The sequence below is a fragment of the Klebsiella sp. P1CD1 genome (assembly GCF_003790505.1).
GTDB lineage: Bacteria > Pseudomonadota > Gammaproteobacteria > Enterobacterales > Enterobacteriaceae > Klebsiella > Klebsiella variicola.
In genome coordinates, this window is record NZ_CP033631.1 from 3466412 (window position 1) to 3484435 (window position 18024).

Sequence of the window (18024 nt, forward strand, 5' to 3'; positions counted from 1 at the left end):
GCCAGCAACATCGCCACTGCGTGGTGCCTTCGACTTATCCCTGCAGGCTTCGGGTCGGGCCGAGGCAGCGTCCCTGCAAAACACGGCCCTCAGCCCGCATCCATGCGGGCTGCCCCGGCCTGCCGGGAACGTCTCAGCGATGTTGAGGCCGTCAGCACCGGCAGTTTCAGCAACAATGGTAAATAAATTAACGACAGGTCGTACGAACGTAGGCCGGGTCAGGCGCGAGCCGCCACCCGGCACAAAATCGGCTCCGTGCCCGCTGTCCTTGCCCGGCGGCGCTGCGCTTGCGCGGGCCTACAGACAGTCAGAGCCGGATGCGTTGGCCGGGTAAGGCGCCAGCCGCCACCCGGCATCACAAGCACCGACTCAGAAGCGCGTCACAAACGGCGCGGTATCCGGCAGGGCAATGGTGGTTGAGGCTTTTAGCTGCGGCGTCCCCAGATAGAGGAAGCCGACAATTTTATCCTGCTCGCGGCACGCGAAGCCGGCCCGCACCACCGGGCTCTCGGTCAATGCTCCGCTGCGCCAGATGCCATTGAATCCCTGGGCCAGGGCCGCCATCTGCATCGCCATCACCGCGCAGCCAGCGGACATCTCCTGCTCCCAGCGCGGCACCTTCGGGTGGTCTTCACAGTGCGCGACCACTGTAATGATCAGCGGCGCGCGGAACGGCGCATTGCGGGCTTTCTCTATTCCCTTCTCATCCTGGCCGGCCTCTGTGGCCCCTTTTTCCAGCAGCTGGCTGAAGCGCTCGCGGCCGTCATCGGCGATAATAAAAAAGCGCCACGGCTGCAGGGTGCCATGATCCGGGGCGCGCAGTCCGGCGCGCAGAATGTTTTCCAGCTGTTCGCCAGCCGGGGCAGGTTCCGCCAGGCGAGAAGCGCTCCGGCGATTAAGCAGTAGATCGAGAGCATCCATCTGTATAACTCCTGTGATGTCATTTTTCATAAAATTAACATGCACAAGGATTTTGTTACAGCGTGGTCGGTGATTCCTGCTGACAACCGACGGCTCACTCTTTAGGATAGCCAGACGCGGCGGCCCCTGCGGCCTGCCCTTTTTAGATAACGTTAGGGAGAAGACATGCGAACCCTTTGGCGACTGATTGCCAGCTTTTTTAAATGGACGTGGCGGATACTCAACTTTATTCGCAAACTGGCTCTGAATGCGATCTTCCTGGTGCTGGTGCTGGTGTGTATCGGTATCTGGAGCCAGTTCAGCACCACTACCAGCGAACATGCCGCGCGCGGCGCGCTGTTGCTGGATATTACCGGCGTGGTGGTGGATAAACCTTCCGCCAGCAGCAAGCTCGGCGTAATTGGCCGCCAGCTGTTTGGCGCCAGCTCGGACCGTCTGCAGGAGAACTCTCTGTTCGATATCGTGCAGACCATTCGCCAGGCGAAAGATGACCGCAATATCACCGGTATTGTGCTGGATCTGAAAAACTTCGTTGGCGGCGATCAGCCGTCCATGCAGTACATCGGTAAAGCGCTGCGTGAGTTCCGCGACAGCGGCAAACCGGTCTATGCCGTCGGCAGCAGCTACAGCCAGGGCCAGTACTACCTGGCGAGCTTTGCCAACAAAATCTGGCTCTCACCACAGGGCGAGGTTGACCTGCACGGCTTCGCCACCAATGGGCTGTACTACAAATCACTGCTGGATAAGCTGAAGGTCTCCACCCATGTCTTCCGCGTCGGCACCTATAAATCCGCCGTCGAGCCTTTCATTCGCGATGATATGTCCCCTGCCGCCCGCGAGGCGGACAGCCGCTGGATTGGCGAACTGTGGCAGAACTACCTCAACACCATTGCCGCCAACCGCCAGATCACCGCCCAGCAGCTATTCCCGGGCGCCCAGGGCATTATCGATGGCCTGCGTAAAGTGGGCGGCGATACGGCAAAATATGCGCTGGACAATAAGCTGGTGGATGAGCTGGCGACCTCCACGGAAGTGGAAAAGGCGCTGAGCAAACAGTTTGGCTGGAGCAAAACGGATAACAATTACCGGGCGATCAGCTATTACGACTACAACGTGAAGACACCGTCTGACGAAGGTTCCGCCATTGCGGTGATCTTTGCCAACGGCGCCATCATGGATGGCGAGGAGACCCCGGGCAACGTTGGTGGCGATACCACGGCTGCGCAAATTCGCGATGCGCGCCTCGACCCGAAAATTAAGGCCATCGTTCTGCGCGTTAACAGCCCGGGCGGTAGCGTGACCGCCTCAGAAATTATCCGTGAAGAGCTGGCGGCAGCCAAAGCCGCCGGTAAACCGGTAGTGGTCTCGATGGGCGGCATGGCTGCATCTGGCGGCTACTGGATCTCCACCCCAGCGGATTACATCGTCGCGAACCCGAGCACCCTCACCGGCTCCATCGGCATCTTTGGCGTAATCAACACCGTGGAAAATACCCTCGGGTCGATTGGCGTCCATACCGACGGCGTCGCCACGTCGCCGCTGGCGGATGTCTCCAGCACCAAAGCGCTGCCGCCGGAAGTGCAGCAGCTGATGCAGTTGAGCATTGAGAATGGCTATCAGCGCTTTATCACCCTGGTGGCTAACGCCCGTAAGAGCACGCCGGAGAAAATCGACCAGATTGCCCAGGGACACGTCTGGACCGGGGAAGATGCCAAAGCCAACGGCCTGGTCGACAGCCTCGGCGACTTCGACGATGCGGTGGCTAAAGCCGCCGAGCTGGCGAAGCTGAAAACCTGGCACCTCAACTACTATCAGGAAGAGCCGACCTTCTTCTCGATGGTGCTGGATAGCCTGACCGGCTCGGTACGCGCCTCGCTGCCGGCGGCCATTCAGGCCTGGCTGCCTGCACCAGTCGCCGCGGCGGCCGAGACGGTGAAAGCGGAGAGCGACAAGCTGGCGGCGTTTAACGACCCGCAGAACCGCTATGCCTTTTGCCTGACCTGCGCCAACATCCGTTAGTACGCAGCGGCTGCCCCGTCTCCCGGGGCAGCCTTTTTCCCTCTCCTGCCAACACCGCCACAAAGCCAGCGACCGACACTGTATTTTTTCCTGCGTCTCTTTATACTGCGCCTGTCTACGACCAACCTAAGCGATGCTATGCAAAAAAAATCGATTTACGTTGCCTACACCGGTGGGACCATCGGTATGCAGCGCTCTGAACACGGCTATGTCCCCGTTTCCGGCCATCTGCAGCGTCAGCTGGCACTGATGCCTGAGTTCCATCGTCCGGAGATGCCGGACTTCACGATCCATGAATACCATCCGCTGATGGATTCATCCGATATGACCCCTGAGGACTGGCAGCACATCGCCGACGATATCCGCAGCCATTACGATGAGTATGATGGCTTTGTGATCCTCCATGGTACCGACACCATGGCGTTTACCGCTTCGGCGCTGTCGTTCATGCTGGAAAACCTTGGCAAGCCGGTCATTGTGACAGGGTCGCAAATCCCACTGGCCGAGCTGCGTTCTGATGGTCAGATTAACCTGCTCAACGCCCTCTACGTTGCCGCCAACTATCCGATTAACGAAGTGGCGCTGTTCTTCAACAATCGACTGTTTCGCGGCAACCGCACCACTAAAGCCCACGCCGACGGCTTCGACGCCTTCGCCTCGCCAAACCTTGCGCCGCTGCTGGAGGCCGGGATCCATATCCGCCGCCTCGGTACCCCGCCGGCGCCGCAGGGCCGCGGAGAGCTTATCGTGCACCCCATCACCCCGCAGCCGATTGGCGTGGTGACGATTTACCCCGGCATCTCCGCCGACGTGGTACGCAATTTCCTGCGCCAGCCGGTGAAAGCGCTGATCCTCCGCTCCTATGGCGTCGGCAATGCCCCACAGAATGGCGAGTTTATTCAGGTGCTGGCGGAAGCCAGCCAGCGCGGTATTGTGGTGGTCAATCTGACGCAGTGCATGTCCGGGAAAGTGAACATGGGCGGCTATGCCACCGGCAACGCCCTCGCCCAGGCGGGGGTCATCAGTGGTTTCGATATGACGGTGGAAGCGACGCTGACCAAGCTACACTATCTGCTTAGCCAGCAGCTGGATGTTGACGCCATTCGCGCGGCGATGCAGCAAAATCTGCGTGGCGAACTCACCCCCGACGAGGCTTAAGGAGGACGTATGGCACATCGAGCGCTGTTACTGGTTGATTTGCAGAACGACTTTTGCGCCGGCGGCGCGCTGGCGGTTCCTGAAGGCGACAGTACCGTCGAGGTGGCTAATGCGCTTATCGACTGGAGCCTGGCGCGCGGCGAGCCCATCGTCGCCAGCCAGGACTGGCACCCGGCGGATCATGGCAGCTTCGCCAGCCAGCACCAGGTGGAACCCTACACCCAGGGCGAACTCGACGGCCTGGCGCAGACCTTCTGGCCGGATCACTGCGTACAGCACAGCGAAGGCGCGGCGCTGCATCCGCTGCTCAAACAGCAGGCGATCAACGCCGTGTTCCATAAGGGGCAAAACCGGGTCATTGACAGCTACAGCGCTTTTTTTGACAACGGTCACCGGCAGAAAACTGAACTGGACGGCTGGCTGCGCGGCCAGGGCATCGTGGAACTGACCGTGCTCGGCCTCGCCACCGATTACTGCGTCAAATTCACCGTGCTGGATGCCCTGGCGCTGGGCTATACGGTCAATGTCATCATCGACGGCTGTCGCGGCGTTAACCTGCAGCCGCAGGACAGCAGCCAGGCGTTTATGGAGATGGCCGCCGCGGGCGCCACGCTGTATACCCTCGATGACTGGCGGGAATCTCAGGCCTGATCCCTCCCCCCGGCGCCCTCGCGCCGGGTCTTCTTCTGCCGCCTCGCTATCGTCCATAAATTGAACTCTCTCGCAGTTTCAACAGGTTATTGCTGGTAGTCTGGCAAGGCTGTTTTTTCGCCACGCCATTTCCGTGGCGTGGTTATTTTTTATGTCAAAGAGGAACCACTATGAAACGTTTGCCCTTGCTGGCAGCCTTGCCCTTGCTTTGCGCTTCCACGCTCTCTGCCCAACCTCTGATGTCCGTCGGCTATTTTAACGGCGGCGGCGACGTCACTGCCGGGCCCGGCGGCGATATCGATAAGCTGGACGTCCGGCAGATCACCCATCTCAACTACTCGTTTGGTCTTATCTATAACGATGAAAAAGACGAGACTAATGCGGCCCTGAAGGATCCCGCTCATCTGCACGAGATCTGGCTGTCGCCGAAGGTGCAGGCGGATCTGCAAAAGCTCCCGGCCCTGCGTAAACAGAACCCGGACCTCAAGGTCCTGCTGTCGGTCGGCGGCTGGGGGGCGCGCGGTTTCTCCGGCGCGGCGGCAAGCAAAGAAACCCGTAAGGTGTTTATTCAGTCTGCGCAGGAAATTGTTGAAAAATATGGTCTGGATGGGATTGACCTCGACTGGGAGTTTCCGGTCAACGGCGCCTGGGGGCTGGTTGCCAGTCAACCGGCCGATCGCGATAACTTTACCGCGCTGTTAAAAGAGCTGCGCGCAGCGTTTGGTACCAGGAAACTGGTGACTATTGCCGTGGGGGCTAACGCAGAAAGTCCGAAAAGTTGGGTGGACGTTAAAGCGATTGCGCCATCGCTCGACTACATCAACCTGATGACCTACGACATGGCCTACGGCACGCAGTACTTCAACTCGAACCTGTATGACTCCAGCCACTGGCCAACGGTCGCCGCGGCGGATAAATACAGCGCCGATTTTGTGGTCAACAATTACCTGGCCGCCGGGCTTAAACCCAGCCAGATGAACCTCGGGATTGGTTTTTATGGCCGGGTACCGAAACGGGCAGTTGAACCGGGGATTGACTGGACGAAAGCGGATGCGCAAAACAATCCGGTCACCCAGCCCTATTTTGGGCCACAGGAGGTCGCGCTGTTTGCCTCACTGGGTTATGACCTGAGCAAAGACACCTACGTAAAATACAACGATATCGTGGGCAAACTGCTCAACGATCCGCAAAAACGTTTTACCGAGCACTGGGACGATGAAGCGAAGGTTCCGTGGCTGTCAGTGCAGTCCGCGGAGGGCAAGCCGCTGTTCGCCCTGTCGTATGAGAACCCGCGATCGGTGGCCATTAAGGCGGACTATATCAAGGCGAAGGGCCTCGCCGGGGCCATGTTCTGGGAATATGGCGCCGATGACCAGAATCAGCTGGCCCGTCAGCTGGCGGAATCGCTGGGGATCAAACACTAGTCACGCCCCTTCCCCTCGGGCTGCGTGACGCAGACAACATCGCCTGCAATGCAGGTATATCGCGCAGCCCGGGATAGGTTATGATGCCAGTTATCCGCTGCGCCACGCGCTGGCGCAGCTTAACCGTTTGACAGGAGGCAGGGGGCCATGGCCTATATCCCCAAAAATTACGCGCGTCTGGAAGTGGGTTACCGCGAAAAGGCGCTCAAGCTTTTTCCCTGGGTGTGCGGACGCTGCTCACGGGAGTTTGTCTACTCCAATCTGCGCGAGCTGACGGTGCACCACATCGATCACGACCACTCCAATAACCCGGAAGATGGGAGTAACTGGGAGATGTTGTGCCTGTATTGTCACGATCACGAACATTCCAAGTACACCGAAGCCGATCAGTATGGCTCCACGGTGGTGGCGGGCGAAGATGCGCAAAAGAGCGTCGGTGAGGCCACCTACAACCCGTTTGCCGATCTGAAAGCGATGATGAACAAAAAGTAAGCATGCCGATCTGGCCGCTGCGCGCGGTCGTTCACGCTGATGCTGTCCGGCGCGGGGTGACCCCGACGCCGGAACCACGCGCCGCCGGCTGGCGCTTTATTGCAGCTTAACGGTGGCGATCGGCTTTGGCACGATGCCGAAATCTTCCTTCAGCTGCTGTTTACTCTTCATCACCATCTGCCCGCGAGTGTCGATGGTCATGTGCTGGGCTTCGGTGTTATACCGGGCCTGCCACAGCATCACCAGCTGCAGGCTATTTTCCTTTTGCTCCGGCGTCAGCGCCACGCCATCCGGCCATTTTCCCAGCTCCACCGCCGTCGCCAGACGCTGGTAAACTTCCGGCGTCATACTGTCGATAATTTGCTCAATATCCATCTTCCGCTCCACTCCGCTTGGAATAATTTGCTGAATCGTTTCTTCAACCCTTAATCTGCTCGCCATTCTGCTCATCAGTGAAGCTCAGCGACGCCGAATTCACACAATAGCGCTCGCCGGTCGGCTGTGGGCCATCCGGAAACACGTGGCCGAGATGGGCGTCACAATTTCCACAACGGATTTCAATGCGCTGCATGCCGTGCGAATTGTCGGTCAGATAGCGAATGGCCTCATCGCTCACCGGCTCATAGAAGCTCGGCCAGCCGCAACCGGAGTCGTATTTGGTTTGGGAGTTAAACAGCGGCGCATCGCACACCAGGCAGTGATACACGCCATTTTTCTTGTTGTGCAGCAGCCGTCCGGTGAAAGGCGGTTCGGTGCCGTGATGCTGCGTCACGTAAAACTGCATTTCGCTTAAGCCGTTTTTCAGCTCTTCCGGGGAGGGTTTATTCGCCATGGGCTTACATCTCGCTTTGCAATGGACAACTTTCGCTCCAATTCTAACAAAACATTAACAATGAAGCGTGCACTTTTGTTCTAAACTTATGCGGTGCCAACAGGCAGCCAGATAATTGTGACTTAAATCACGTTTTTATCTTAAATGCCCTTTAAAATTCCGCGCGCAGCCCCCATATGGAATTGGGCTCAAAGGGAGAGTGAGGCAAATCAATCGCGCAAGGTGTGCTCAGGATTGATTTGTCGCAATGATTGACACGATTCCGCTTGACGCTGCGTAAGGTTTTTGTAATTTTACAGGCAACCTTTTATTCACTAACAAATAGCTGGTGGAATATATGACTATCAAAGTAGGTATCAACGGTTTTGGCCGTATCGGTCGCATTGTTTTCCGTGCTGCTCAGAAACGTTCTGACATCGAGATCGTTGCAATCAACGACCTGTTAGACGCAGAGTACATGGCTTACATGCTGAAGTATGACTCCACTCACGGTCGTTTCGACGGTACCGTTGAAGTGAAAGACGGTCATCTGGTCGTTAACGGTAAAAAAATCCGTGTTACCGCTGAACGTGACCCGGCTAACCTGAAGTGGGACGAAGTTGGTGTTGACGTTGTTGCTGAAGCAACCGGTATCTTCCTGACCGACGAAACCGCTCGTAAACACATCACCGCTGGCGCGAAAAAAGTCGTTCTGACTGGCCCGTCCAAAGACAACACCCCGATGTTCGTTCGCGGCGCTAACTTCGAAACTTACGCTGGCCAGGACATCGTTTCCAACGCTTCCTGCACCACCAACTGCCTGGCACCGCTGGCTAAAGTTATCAACGACAACTTCGGTATCGTTGAAGGCCTGATGACCACCGTCCACGCGACCACCGCGACTCAGAAAACCGTTGATGGCCCGTCTCACAAAGACTGGCGCGGCGGCCGCGGCGCAGCTCAGAACATCATCCCGTCCTCTACCGGTGCTGCTAAAGCAGTAGGTAAAGTACTGCCAGAACTGAACGGCAAACTGACCGGTATGGCGTTCCGCGTTCCGACTCCGAACGTATCCGTTGTTGACCTGACCGTTCGTCTGGAAAAAGCAGCGTCCTACGAAGAAATCAAGAAAGCCATCAAAGCCGCTTCTGAAGGCGCAATGAAAGGCGTTCTGGGTTACACCGAAGACGACGTTGTTTCTACCGACTTCAACGGCGAAGTTTGCACTTCCGTGTTCGATGCTAAAGCAGGTATCGCACTGAACGACAACTTCGTGAAACTGGTTTCCTGGTACGACAACGAAACTGGCTACTCCAACAAAGTTCTGGACCTGATTGCTCACATCTCCAAATAAGTTGAGATGAAAAAGTAATCTGTAAGAGCGACTTCGGTCGCTCTTTTTTTTGTCTGCAGAGATAGGATTGCACAATGATAAATAAAATTTTTGCTCTCCCGGTGAATGAAACCATTTCTCCCGTGATCTCCCGTCGCCAGCTGGACGACCTGGAGCTGATTGTCATCGACCATCCGCAGGTGAAAGCCTCTGTGGCGCTGCAGGGAGCGCACCTGCTCTCCTGGAAACCCGCCGGTGAAGAAGAAGTCCTGTGGCTGAGCAACAACACCCCATTTAAACAGGGCGTCGCCCTGCGCGGCGGCGTGCCGATTTGCTGGCCCTGGTTTGGCCCTTCCGCGCAGCAGGGTCTGCCGTCGCACGGCTTTGCCCGCAATCTGCCATGGACCCTGGAAGGTCATGACGAAGACGACAGCGGCGTCATGTTGACCTTTGCGCTCCAGCACAGCGCCGAAACCATGAAGCTCTGGCCGCACGAATTCACCCTCTATGCCCGCTTTAAGCTGGGCAAGACCTGTGAAATCGAGCTGGAAGCCCACGGTGAATTCGAGACCACCTCTGCCCTGCATACCTACTTCAACGTCGGCGATATCGCGGCGGTGAAAGTGAGTGGTCTTGGCGAGCGCTATATCGATAAAGTGAAGAATGCCGAAGAAGGCGTCCTGAGCAACGGCGTGCAGACCTTCCCGGACCGCACCGACCGCGTCTACCTCAACGCCGACAGCTGCAGCGTGATCCATGACGATGCGCTTAACCGCACTATCGACGTCGTGCACCATCATCAGCACAACGTGGTGGCCTGGAACCCGGGCCCGGCGCTGTCCGTCAGCATGGGCGACATGCCGGACGATGGTTACAAAACCTTCGTTTGCGTCGAAACCTGTTGCGTGACCCAGCCGCAGAAAGCCAGCGAAGAGACCCCCTCTCGCCTGGCGCAGACCATCAGCCTGAAAAAACGCTAACAGCAAAAAGCCCCGTTCCCGACGGGGCTTTTTTCTCCGCTGGCTGAGGTGCTGATTAAACCATATCCAGCCGGTTTTTTCGCTGCGGTGGTGGATAGAGGCGATCCAGCTGCGCGAGCTCTTCCGCACTGAGGACGATATCGAGCGCGGCAGCATTCTGCACCACATGCTCAATACTGGCCGCTTTCGGGATCGCCAGCACTCCCGGATGACGAATCACCCAGGCGAGCAGCAGCTGCGCGACTGTCACCCCCCGCGCGTTAGCCATATTAATGATATCGGTATGCTGAAAAAGTCCATCGCGTAAGCGCCCCGCCTGCGCCAGCGGGCAGTAGGCCATCACCGGCAGAGTGTGCTGCTGGCACCAGGGCAGGAGATCGTATTCAATGCCCCGCGATGCGAGATGATAGAGCACCTGGTTGGTCGCGCAGCGTTCGCCACCCGCCGTCCGCCACAGCGCCTGCATATCGTCGGTGTCCAGATTAGAGACGCCCCAGCGGCGGATCTTGCCCTCGGCCACCAGCCTCTCCATCGCCTCGACCGTCTCCTGCAGCGGGATATCCCCGCGCCAGTGCAGGAGATACATATCGAGATAGTCGGTCTGCAGCCGGCGCAGGCTGTTTTCACAGGCGCGGCGCATCGCCGTTCCGCCGGCGTGCCAGGGATAGACTTTGGACACCAGCACCACGCGATCGCGCAGGCCGCGGATCGCCTGCCCGACGACCTCTTCCGCCCCACCGTCGGCATACATTTCCGCCGTATCGATCACCGTCAGTCCGTGGTCGATGCCCGCGCGCAGTGCAGCCACTTCCTGCGGACGCTGGGCGCTGTTTTCGCCCATATACCAGGTGCCCAGCCCGATGGCCGGAACCGCCGCCTGCTCGCCAAAGCGTACTGTTTTTTTCACCGTCTCCTCCTCTTTAGCTTTCTGCACCACCATAAAGCAAAACAGGGCGTGAAGCCCTGTTTTGACGCATAAAGCGCACTGTAATGATGCACAATCAGAAGGTGTAGGTAATCCCGGTTGAGATCAGGCCGCTCCAGGATTTGTCCACCATCGGGCTGTCGGTAATTTCATCCGACAGACGGGTATAGCGTGCAATGCCGTATACGCTCCAGTCGCCGAGGAAGCGATAGTTAGCCGACAGCTCCAGATACGGGTTCCAGCTGCTGTCCGGATCGTAGCTGCGCATGCCGCTGCGACGGGACTCATGCTGCGAGACACCATAGTAGTATTCGTTCTGATTGTCGCTGTTCCACTCCACGCCAATGCCCGGCGTCAGCGTCAGGTTACCATTGGTGTAGCGGTACAGCCAGGCGAGATCCCAGTTGATACCATTACTGTTATCCAGCGTATCGCCTGCAATCGTCGTGCGCAGGAAACCATAGGGCGTGTTGTGGACATAAGACAGACCGGCCATCACGGTCGATTTACGTTTATCCAGTTGACGCATTTGCGCGCTGTCGCTGTCGCCCGGCTTGAAGTACATCGGCGACCAGTAGGCCGTTATTGACAGCTTATCGTTGGTGTCGTTCCACAGGTAGTAGCCCCCGCCCAGACCGTGGAACCAGAAGTTATCGCTCTCATAACTAATGACCGGCACCGGGTAGACATCCGCATCATATTGCTTATACGGATGTTCGACGATGCCTACGCCAGCCCCAAGAGTGAACTTCCCGTCGGCATGCGCCGCGCTGGCGGACGTCGCAATCAGCACGCCGAGTGCCAGAAGTTTGATTTTAGTCACAATCCATATTCCCGTTGTCAAATTATCAGCCCGTGCAGTTTACCGTCGTAGACCTCATGCCTCAAATTCTTTACCCGACATGACACAAATCGTTCACTTTCCCACCCTTCTCTTACCATGAGGTGACAGCCCGGTGACAGCTTCGCGTCCTGGCGTGTCAAAAAGCGTCATTTTCAGGATGAGTTATTGATATGTCATTGAAATTGATTTTCTGCGGCATGCAAGATTTCTAAATGCATCTACGCTTAAATTTAGAAGGTGTAATTGCAGGGCACATTCACGCTACTCCACCCGCAACCTGGCATAAGGGTTGCTGGATATCTGGAGAGCGACGTTCAGCTTATGTCTTCCGGGGGCCCCCACTACTCATATGAACGGCTCTCAACCTGTGCTAAAAAACGAAAGGACGGCATGCCATGAATATATTCGATCACTATCGCCAGCGCTATGAAGCTGCCAAGGACGAAGAGTTCACACTGCAGGAGTTTCTTACCATCTGCCGGCAAGATCGCAGTGCCTATGCCAATGCGGCAGAACGTCTGTTGATGGCCATTGGTGAACCCGTCATGGTTGATACGGCTCTCGAGCCGCGGCTATCCCGTCTCTTTTCAAACCGGGTCATCGCACGCTATCCGGCCTTTGAAGAGTTTTACGGTATGGAAGACGCCATTGAGCAGATCGTTTCCTATCTCAAGCATGCCGCCCAGGGGCTGGAAGAGAAGAAACAGATCCTCTATCTGCTGGGGCCGGTGGGCGGTGGTAAATCGTCGCTGGCTGAACGGCTGAAAGCGTTGATGCAGCGCGTGCCCATCTATGTGCTGAGCGCCAACGGCGAGCGTAGCCCGGTCAACGATCACCCGCTGTGCCTGTTTAATCCGCAGGAGGATGCCCAGATCCTTCAGAAAGAGTATGGCGTGCCCACCCGCTACCTCGGCACCATCATGTCGCCGTGGGCGGCCAAGCGCCTGCACGAGTTTGGCGGCGATATTACTAAATTCCGCGTGGTCAAAGTCTGGCCATCGATTCTTGAGCAGGTCGCCATCGCCAAAACCGAACCCGGTGATGAAAACAACCAGGATATTTCGGCGCTGGTCGGTAAAGTGGATATCCGTAAACTGGAACACTATGCGCAAAACGACCCGGACGCTTATGGCTACTCCGGTGCGTTGTGCCGTGCCAACCAGGGGATTATGGAATTCGTCGAGATGTTTAAAGCGCCGATTAAGGTGCTACATCCGCTGCTGACCGCCACCCAGGAAGGGAACTACAACGGGACCGAAGGGATCTCTGCCCTGCCGTTTAACGGGATAATCCTCGCCCACTCCAACGAATCGGAATGGGTGACCTTCCGTAATAACAAGAACAATGAGGCCTTCCTCGACCGCGTCTATATCGTCAAGGTGCCTTATTGCCTGCGTATCTCCGAAGAGATCCGCATCTATGAAAAATTGCTCAACAGCAGCGAGCTGACCCACGCGCCGTGCGCCCCGGGCACCCTGGAAACGCTGGCGCGCTTCTCGATTCTGTCGCGTCTGAAAGAGCCGGAAAACTCAAGCATCTACTCGAAAATGCGGGTCTATGATGGCGAAAGCCTGAAAGATACCGACCCGAAAGCGAAATCCTATCAGGAGTATCGCGATTACGCCGGGGTGGATGAAGGGATGAACGGGCTCTCCACCCGCTTTGCCTTTAAGATCCTGTCACGGGTGTTTAACTTCGACCATGTCGAGGTGGCCGCCAACCCGGTGCATCTGTTCTATGTCCTGGAGCAGCAGATTGAGCGCGAACAGTTCCCGCAGGAGAACGCCGAGCGCTACCTGGAGTTCCTCAAAGGCTATCTGATCCCGAAATACGCCGAGTTTATCGGCAAAGAGATCCAGACCGCTTATCTGGAATCCTACTCCGAGTACGGGCAGAACATTTTCGATCGCTATGTCACCTACGCCGACTTCTGGATCCAGGATCAGGAGTATCGCGATCCGGACACCGGTCAGCTGTTTGACCGTGAGTCGTTGAATGCTGAGCTGGAGAAAATTGAGAAGCCGGCCGGGATCAGCAACCCGAAAGACTTCCGTAACGAAATCGTCAACTTTGTGCTGCGCGCCAGAGCCAACAACAGCGGACGTAATCCGAACTGGACCAGCTACGAGAAACTGCGCACGGTTATCGAGAAGAAAATGTTCTCTAATACCGAGGAGCTGTTGCCGGTCATTTCGTTTAATGCCAAAACATCAACCGATGAGCAGAAAAAACACGACGACTTTGTCGACCGCATGATGGAAAAAGGCTACACCCGCAAACAGGTTCGCCTGCTCTGCGAGTGGTACCTGCGGGTTCGTAAATCGTCCTGATGCGTCAAGCCCGGCGGCACGCCGCCGGGTCAACTGCAGCTGAATGATGATAAGCAAAGTTGGCTAATGCAGTACAGGAGGGCATATGACCTGGTTCATAGACCGACGCCTGAACGGGAAAAACAAAAGCGCCGTCAATCGCCAGCGCTTTTTGCGCCGTTATAAGGCGCAGATTAAACAGTCGATTTCCGAGGCTATCAACAAGCGCTCGGTCACCGATATTGAGAGCGGAGAATCCGTCTCGATCCCGACGGACGATATCAACGAGCCGATGTTTCATCAGGGGCGCGGCGGCCTGCGCAACCGCGTCCACCCGGGCAACGATCATTTTGTGCAAAACGACCGGATTGAGCGCCCGCAGGGCGGTGGCGGCGGCGGTGGCGGCGGTCAGGGGCAAGCCAGCGCCGACGGCGAAGGGAAGGATGAGTTTGTCTTCCAGATTTCGAAAGATGAGTACCTGGATCTGTTATTTGAAGATCTCGCCCTGCCGAACCTGAAGAAGAATCAGCACCGGCAGCTGAATGAGTTTAAAACCCATCGCGCGGGCTTTACCTCGAATGGGGTGCCAGCCAACATCAGCGTAGTGCGTTCGCTGCAGAACTCGCTGGCCCGCCGTACGGCGATGACCGCTGGCAAGCGCCGTGAACTGCGCGCCCTGGAGGAGGATCTGGAGACCATCAGCCGCAGCGAACCGGTGCAGCTGCTGGAGGAGGAGCGCCTGCGCAAAGAGATTGCTGAGCTGCGCGCCAAAATTGAACGGGTGCCGTTTATCGACACCTTTGACTTGCGCTACAAAAATTACGAAAAACGGCCGGAGCCCTCCAGCCAGGCAGTGATGTTCTGCCTGATGGACGTCTCAGGCTCGATGGACCAGGCCACCAAAGACATGGCCAAGCGCTTTTATATCCTGCTGTATCTGTTCCTCAGCCGGACCTATAAAAACGTCGATGTGGTCTATATCCGCCACCATACCCAGGCAAAAGAGGTGGATGAACACGAATTCTTCTATTCTCAGGAAACCGGCGGCACCATCGTCTCCAGCGCCCTGAAGCTGATGGATGAAGTGGTGCAGGCCCGTTATGACCCGGCGCAGTGGAATATCTACGCCGCCCAGGCGTCGGATGGCGACAACTGGGCCGATGACTCCCCGCTGTGCCACGAACTGCTGGCGAAGAAAATTCTGCCGGTGGTGCGTTATTACAGCTACATCGAAATTACCCGCCGGGCGCATCAAACCCTGTGGCGCGAGTATGAACATCTGCAGGCGACCTTTGATAATTTCGCCATGCAGCATATCCGCGACCAGGAAGATATCTACCCGGTATTCCGCGAACTGTTTCACAAGCAGTCATCTAAAAGTGAAGCTTAATTAAATACTCAGCCAGTGAGTCGAGTGACTTGCTGGCTGTTTTCCTCAGACACAAGGCCCGATGGCACATCCATACATCATGTAAAATGGAAACAACGGGGCCATGGCGACGGCGCCAAGCGAGCTAATCGTTTTGGTCTTATCATTGATTGATACCACAACGGGGTGCGCTAACTGGTAGGCGGCGGCCAGATCTGACGCGTCCGATGCAGTCCAAAATCCTGTCGCTTTAAACAACACCCCGAGGCGATCGTTATCAATTTGCACCGCATGATACTGATTCACCAGCTCGCTATGCTGCCCGGCATCCAGTTTGCGCTGATCCATCACCACCAGATATTCCGCCGTCACCTCATGTTGTTCCACGACAAAGTTAACCCGCACGCCGGAAGCCTGTTGATGAAAGCGTTCATAAAAGGTCTTATAACGCTGATATTCCTGAGGCACACCGTCACGGACAAAGCGGTAACTGTATTTCGCTGAGCTGGCGACAATACCGGACTCTGTGGGTTTCATCGCCACAATGGTATCCCGAGGCGGCAAGTTTGGCGTGCTGGTACATCCTGCGAGTATCGCTACCACCACCAGCGATAAGACATATTTTATCATTTTCAGCCGTTCCTGTTTGCGATTTTCTCTATGACATCTGGCGTTTTTTTAACACTCCAGGTACAAATCCCTAACCCTGTGTATCATAACTGCCTAATCTGCTTCAAACATTCGCGCGATCGTCAGCGTTGAACTGTTTCTACTCTCAGGAGCCTGCTATGACCCCTTTTTATCAATTGACGGCTACCCGCCTGCGCGGCCAGCCCCTCTCCATGGCTGACTATGCTGGCAAGGTGGTTCTGGTGGTGAATACGGCCAGCCATTGTGGCTTCACACCGCAATACGCTGGCCTGGAATCGCTCTACAAAAAGTACGCGGCTCAGGGGCTGGTAGTGCTTGGTTTCCCGTGCAACCAGTTTGGTAAGCAGGAACCCGGCGGTGCGGATGAAATCGAGCAGACCTGTCACGTTAACTACGGCGTGAGCTTCCCGATGTTTGAGAAAGTGGACGTCAACGGCCCCGCCGCACACCCGCTGTTTCGTTATCTGAAACAAGCGTTGCCCGGCGTGCTCGGCGGACGGATCAAGTGGAATTTCACCAAGTTCCTCATCGCTCGCGACGGCACACCCCTCGCGCGTTTTGCGCCGTTGACGACGCCGGAGAAAATGGAAGCCTCCATTGTCGCGGCCCTCACGCGCTGAGTGTTGCCGTCATGCCACGTTCACCCAGCGGCGGCTGGCTGCCCATACAAGGTAGACGTCGCTCTCACGCGGCCAGCAACCGTCTGTTGCTGGCCGATCTTCCCCCTGCCCGGTCATCAGCCTACAGTGGCGACACGGCCTCAACTTCATGCTGAAACACGTAGGGGTCGGAGAGGAGTTCGAATGCGTCGTCGTCCGGATAGGTGACCGCGACGTGATAATCTTCGCCTGCGAAGGCTTTGACCGCCGCAAGATCCTGCCAGTAGGTGGCGAGAAAAAAATGCGCCCATTCGCCCTGGTTTTCCTGGCGCACCAGCGCGCCTCTGTTACCGGGGATACCCCGGGCGTGATCCACGCCGGTCTGCTCAAGGTGGCGGGCAAACCCCTCGGCATGTTGCAATGGCACACAGCCGTGCCAGGTCCTGACAATCATTTGCGTTCTCCTGTGGTGATAAACGTCTCACCTTAACATCAGAAACCACCTGCAGGGGAGCGGCACGATACCGCGCACGGTTCTGAATGGGGGAGCGCCTTACCCTCAGCTCCCCACAGCGAGCTCAGGCAGTCGCGCCTCAATCAAGGCGATCACGCTTCTGACCCGCGGCGGAATAAAACGGGCATCGGGATAGACGGCATACAGGAAACGGTCCGGTAATCGCCAGTCAGCCAGGATCGGCACCAGCCTTCCAGCCCTGAGGGCCCTGGCCGCCAGCGGTCGCTGCATCCCTCCGATGCCGATACCGGATTCCAGCGCCTGCAACAGCGCATCGCTGGTGTTGGCCCGAAAAACGGTCTTCACCTGCACGTCTCTCGTCTCGTCTGCGGAAATTATCCGCAGCGGAGCATCAAGCGGGAGGCCGCTAAACCGAACGTGTGGACAAGCCGCCAGGTCGTCCACGGACTGGACGGCGTAATGACCTGGTGCCGCAAAGAGCGCCGTTTCAATCCGCGCCAGAACCCGCGCAGCATGGGATGGCGGCGGCTCATGGCCGAGACGCAGCGCCACATCCACCCCTTCGGTAATCAGATCGGCGATCCGATCGTCGAGCGACAGCATCAGGTGCAGTTCAGGATACTGTTTCTGCAGCGCCAGCAGATGCGGCAGCAGAAGACTGCCGAGACCGCTTGGCAGCTGGACATGCACTCGTCCCTGAAACTGAGGCTCCGCCGGGTTGAGCCGCCTTTCCGCCTCCTGCATGGCGTTCAGCACCCGCTGCATATCACGCCGGTAATGCTCCCCCTGCTCGGTAAGCATCATGGCCCGCGTCGTACGATGGAGTAACACCACGCCAAGCTCCTGTTCGAGCGCGGCGATCTGCTGACTGACGGCAGATTGCTTCATCCCGAGCTGCCGGGCGGCTGCGGAAAATGAGCCGGCTTCGGCAACGCGCAGAAAGGTGGCGATGGCGGTGAGCTTATTATTCATTTCATGATTCTGCTGATAAGTGTCATCCGTTTCATGGGATAGGTGGCAAAAAAATAATCTAGCACACTGTGTCGGTCACCTTCCCAGGAGA

Annotated in this window: 18 protein-coding genes; 10 read left to right on the forward strand and 8 right to left on the reverse strand. The window is 57.1% G+C overall.

What is annotated here, in order from left to right:
* Window positions 1-369: 369 nt before the first annotated feature.
* Complete coding sequence (locus DTA24_RS17260) at window positions 370-921, reverse strand: NAD(P)H nitroreductase (protein WP_022065511.1); 552 nt, start codon at window positions 919-921, stop codon at window positions 370-372.
* A gap of 165 nt (window positions 922-1086) precedes the next feature.
* On the opposite strand from DTA24_RS17260, the gene sppA reads away from it, so the two are divergent.
* The 5 genes from sppA (at window position 1087) to yajD (ending at window position 6665) form a co-directional block, all read left to right on the forward strand.
* Window positions 1087-2940, forward strand: a complete 1854-nt coding sequence (gene sppA, locus DTA24_RS17265; RefSeq protein WP_046622221.1) for a signal peptide peptidase SppA — start codon at window positions 1087-1089, stop codon at window positions 2938-2940.
* Window positions 2941-3078: 138 nt separating this feature from the next.
* Entirely contained in the window at window positions 3079-4098 is a 1020-nt protein-coding gene (gene ansA, locus DTA24_RS17270; RefSeq protein WP_008807624.1) for an asparaginase, read from the forward strand.
* A gap of 9 nt (window positions 4099-4107) precedes the next feature.
* On the forward strand, window positions 4108-4749 hold the full coding sequence (gene pncA, locus DTA24_RS17275; RefSeq protein ID WP_023339980.1) for a bifunctional nicotinamidase/pyrazinamidase: 642 nt from the start codon (window positions 4108-4110) through the stop codon (window positions 4747-4749).
* A 170-nt stretch (window positions 4750-4919) separates the two neighbouring features.
* A complete protein-coding gene (locus DTA24_RS17280) occupies window positions 4920-6173 on the forward strand; it encodes a glycoside hydrolase family 18 protein (protein ID WP_032735322.1) in 1254 nt (417 codons plus the stop codon).
* Window positions 6174-6320: 147 nt separating this feature from the next.
* Entirely contained in the window at window positions 6321-6665 is a 345-nt protein-coding gene (gene yajD, locus DTA24_RS17285; protein WP_002901254.1) for an HNH nuclease YajD, read from the forward strand.
* A gap of 96 nt (window positions 6666-6761) precedes the next feature.
* On the opposite strand, the gene DTA24_RS17290 is transcribed toward yajD, so the two are convergent.
* Together DTA24_RS17290 and msrB are read right to left on the reverse strand one after the other, a co-directional pair.
* Window positions 6762-7040 (reverse strand): YeaC family protein, encoded by a 279-nt coding sequence (locus tag DTA24_RS17290; RefSeq protein WP_012542095.1) that lies wholly within the window; start codon window positions 7038-7040, stop codon window positions 6762-6764.
* Between the two features lie 43 nt (window positions 7041-7083).
* Window positions 7084-7497 carry a peptide-methionine (R)-S-oxide reductase MsrB gene (msrB, locus tag DTA24_RS17295; RefSeq protein ID WP_008807627.1) on the reverse strand — a complete coding sequence of 138 codons (414 nt, stop codon included), beginning with the start codon at window positions 7495-7497 and terminating at the stop codon, window positions 7084-7086.
* Between the two features lie 337 nt (window positions 7498-7834).
* Between msrB and gapA the strand changes: the two genes are divergently transcribed.
* Together gapA and DTA24_RS17305 are read left to right on the forward strand one after the other, a co-directional pair.
* Window positions 7835-8830: a glyceraldehyde-3-phosphate dehydrogenase gene (gene gapA / locus DTA24_RS17300; protein WP_008807628.1), complete on the forward strand. Its 996-nt coding sequence runs from the start codon at window positions 7835-7837 to the stop codon at window positions 8828-8830.
* A gap of 74 nt (window positions 8831-8904) precedes the next feature.
* Window positions 8905-9789, forward strand: coding sequence for a D-hexose-6-phosphate mutarotase (locus DTA24_RS17305; RefSeq protein WP_008807629.1), 885 nt, complete (start codon window positions 8905-8907; stop codon window positions 9787-9789).
* A 55-nt stretch (window positions 9790-9844) separates the two neighbouring features.
* On the opposite strand, the gene DTA24_RS17310 is transcribed toward DTA24_RS17305, so the two are convergent.
* Complete coding sequence (locus tag DTA24_RS17310; RefSeq protein WP_369815303.1) at window positions 9845-10696, reverse strand: aldo/keto reductase; 852 nt, start codon at window positions 10694-10696, stop codon at window positions 9845-9847.
* Between the two features lie 94 nt (window positions 10697-10790).
* On the reverse strand, window positions 10791-11537 hold the full coding sequence (locus DTA24_RS17315) for a MipA/OmpV family protein (RefSeq protein ID WP_008807631.1): 747 nt from the start codon (window positions 11535-11537) through the stop codon (window positions 10791-10793).
* Between the two features lie 416 nt (window positions 11538-11953).
* Here DTA24_RS17315 and yeaG point away from each other — a divergent pair, with 416 nt between their 5' ends.
* On the forward strand, window positions 11954-13888 hold the full coding sequence (gene yeaG / locus DTA24_RS17320) for a protein kinase YeaG (RefSeq protein WP_008807632.1): 1935 nt from the start codon (window positions 11954-11956) through the stop codon (window positions 13886-13888).
* An 85-nt stretch (window positions 13889-13973) separates the two neighbouring features.
* The gene (locus tag DTA24_RS17325) at window positions 13974-15257 is read left to right on the forward strand and encodes a YeaH/YhbH family protein (RefSeq protein ID WP_012968476.1); all 1284 of its coding nucleotides are present in this window, start codon (window positions 13974-13976) and stop codon (window positions 15255-15257) included.
* A 45-nt stretch (window positions 15258-15302) separates the two neighbouring features.
* On the opposite strand, the gene DTA24_RS17330 is transcribed toward DTA24_RS17325, so the two are convergent.
* Window positions 15303-15866, reverse strand: coding sequence for a hypothetical protein (locus DTA24_RS17330; protein WP_038422361.1), 564 nt, complete (start codon window positions 15864-15866; stop codon window positions 15303-15305).
* Between the two features lie 158 nt (window positions 15867-16024).
* Between DTA24_RS17330 and DTA24_RS17335 the strand changes: the two genes are divergently transcribed.
* Entirely contained in the window at window positions 16025-16507 is a 483-nt protein-coding gene (locus DTA24_RS17335) for a glutathione peroxidase (RefSeq protein WP_043875482.1), read from the forward strand.
* 121 nt (window positions 16508-16628) lie between these two features.
* Here the strand turns inward: DTA24_RS17335 and DTA24_RS17340 are convergent, their stop codons facing one another.
* Window positions 16629-16940, reverse strand: a complete 312-nt coding sequence (locus DTA24_RS17340; protein ID WP_012968478.1) for a hypothetical protein — start codon at window positions 16938-16940, stop codon at window positions 16629-16631.
* A gap of 105 nt (window positions 16941-17045) precedes the next feature.
* The gene (locus DTA24_RS17345; protein ID WP_043875483.1) at window positions 17046-17933 is read right to left on the reverse strand and encodes a LysR family transcriptional regulator; all 888 of its coding nucleotides are present in this window, start codon (window positions 17931-17933) and stop codon (window positions 17046-17048) included.
* Between the last annotated feature and the right edge of the window lie 91 nt (window positions 17934-18024).

What these genes read in the sequence shown, in the direction of transcription:
- DTA24_RS17260 (WP_022065511.1), bottom strand. Translation starts at nt 921, where the DNA reads ATGGATGCTCTCGATCTACTGCTTAATCGCCGGAGCGCTTCTCGCCTG.
- sppA (WP_046622221.1), top strand. Translation starts at nt 1,087, where the DNA reads ATGCGAACCCTTTGGCGACTGATTGCCAGCTTTTTTAAATGGACGTGG.
- ansA (WP_008807624.1), top strand. Translation starts at nt 3,079, where the DNA reads ATGCAAAAAAAATCGATTTACGTTGCCTACACCGGTGGGACCATCGGT.
- pncA (WP_023339980.1), top strand. Translation starts at nt 4,108, where the DNA reads ATGGCACATCGAGCGCTGTTACTGGTTGATTTGCAGAACGACTTTTGC.
- DTA24_RS17280 (WP_032735322.1), top strand. Translation starts at nt 4,920, where the DNA reads ATGAAACGTTTGCCCTTGCTGGCAGCCTTGCCCTTGCTTTGCGCTTCC.
- yajD (WP_002901254.1), top strand. Translation starts at nt 6,321, where the DNA reads ATGGCCTATATCCCCAAAAATTACGCGCGTCTGGAAGTGGGTTACCGC.
- DTA24_RS17290 (WP_012542095.1), bottom strand. Translation starts at nt 7,040, where the DNA reads ATGGATATTGAGCAAATTATCGACAGTATGACGCCGGAAGTTTACCAG.
- msrB (WP_008807627.1), bottom strand. Translation starts at nt 7,497, where the DNA reads ATGGCGAATAAACCCTCCCCGGAAGAGCTGAAAAACGGCTTAAGCGAA.
- gapA (WP_008807628.1), top strand. Translation starts at nt 7,835, where the DNA reads ATGACTATCAAAGTAGGTATCAACGGTTTTGGCCGTATCGGTCGCATT.
- DTA24_RS17305 (WP_008807629.1), top strand. Translation starts at nt 8,905, where the DNA reads ATGATAAATAAAATTTTTGCTCTCCCGGTGAATGAAACCATTTCTCCC.
- yeaG (WP_008807632.1), top strand. Translation starts at nt 11,954, where the DNA reads ATGAATATATTCGATCACTATCGCCAGCGCTATGAAGCTGCCAAGGAC.
- DTA24_RS17325 (WP_012968476.1), top strand. Translation starts at nt 13,974, where the DNA reads ATGACCTGGTTCATAGACCGACGCCTGAACGGGAAAAACAAAAGCGCC.
- DTA24_RS17330 (WP_038422361.1), bottom strand. Translation starts at nt 15,866, where the DNA reads ATGATAAAATATGTCTTATCGCTGGTGGTGGTAGCGATACTCGCAGGA.
- DTA24_RS17335 (WP_043875482.1), top strand. Translation starts at nt 16,025, where the DNA reads ATGACCCCTTTTTATCAATTGACGGCTACCCGCCTGCGCGGCCAGCCC.
- DTA24_RS17340 (WP_012968478.1), bottom strand. Translation starts at nt 16,940, where the DNA reads ATGATTGTCAGGACCTGGCACGGCTGTGTGCCATTGCAACATGCCGAG.
- DTA24_RS17345 (WP_043875483.1), bottom strand. Translation starts at nt 17,933, where the DNA reads ATGAATAATAAGCTCACCGCCATCGCCACCTTTCTGCGCGTTGCCGAA.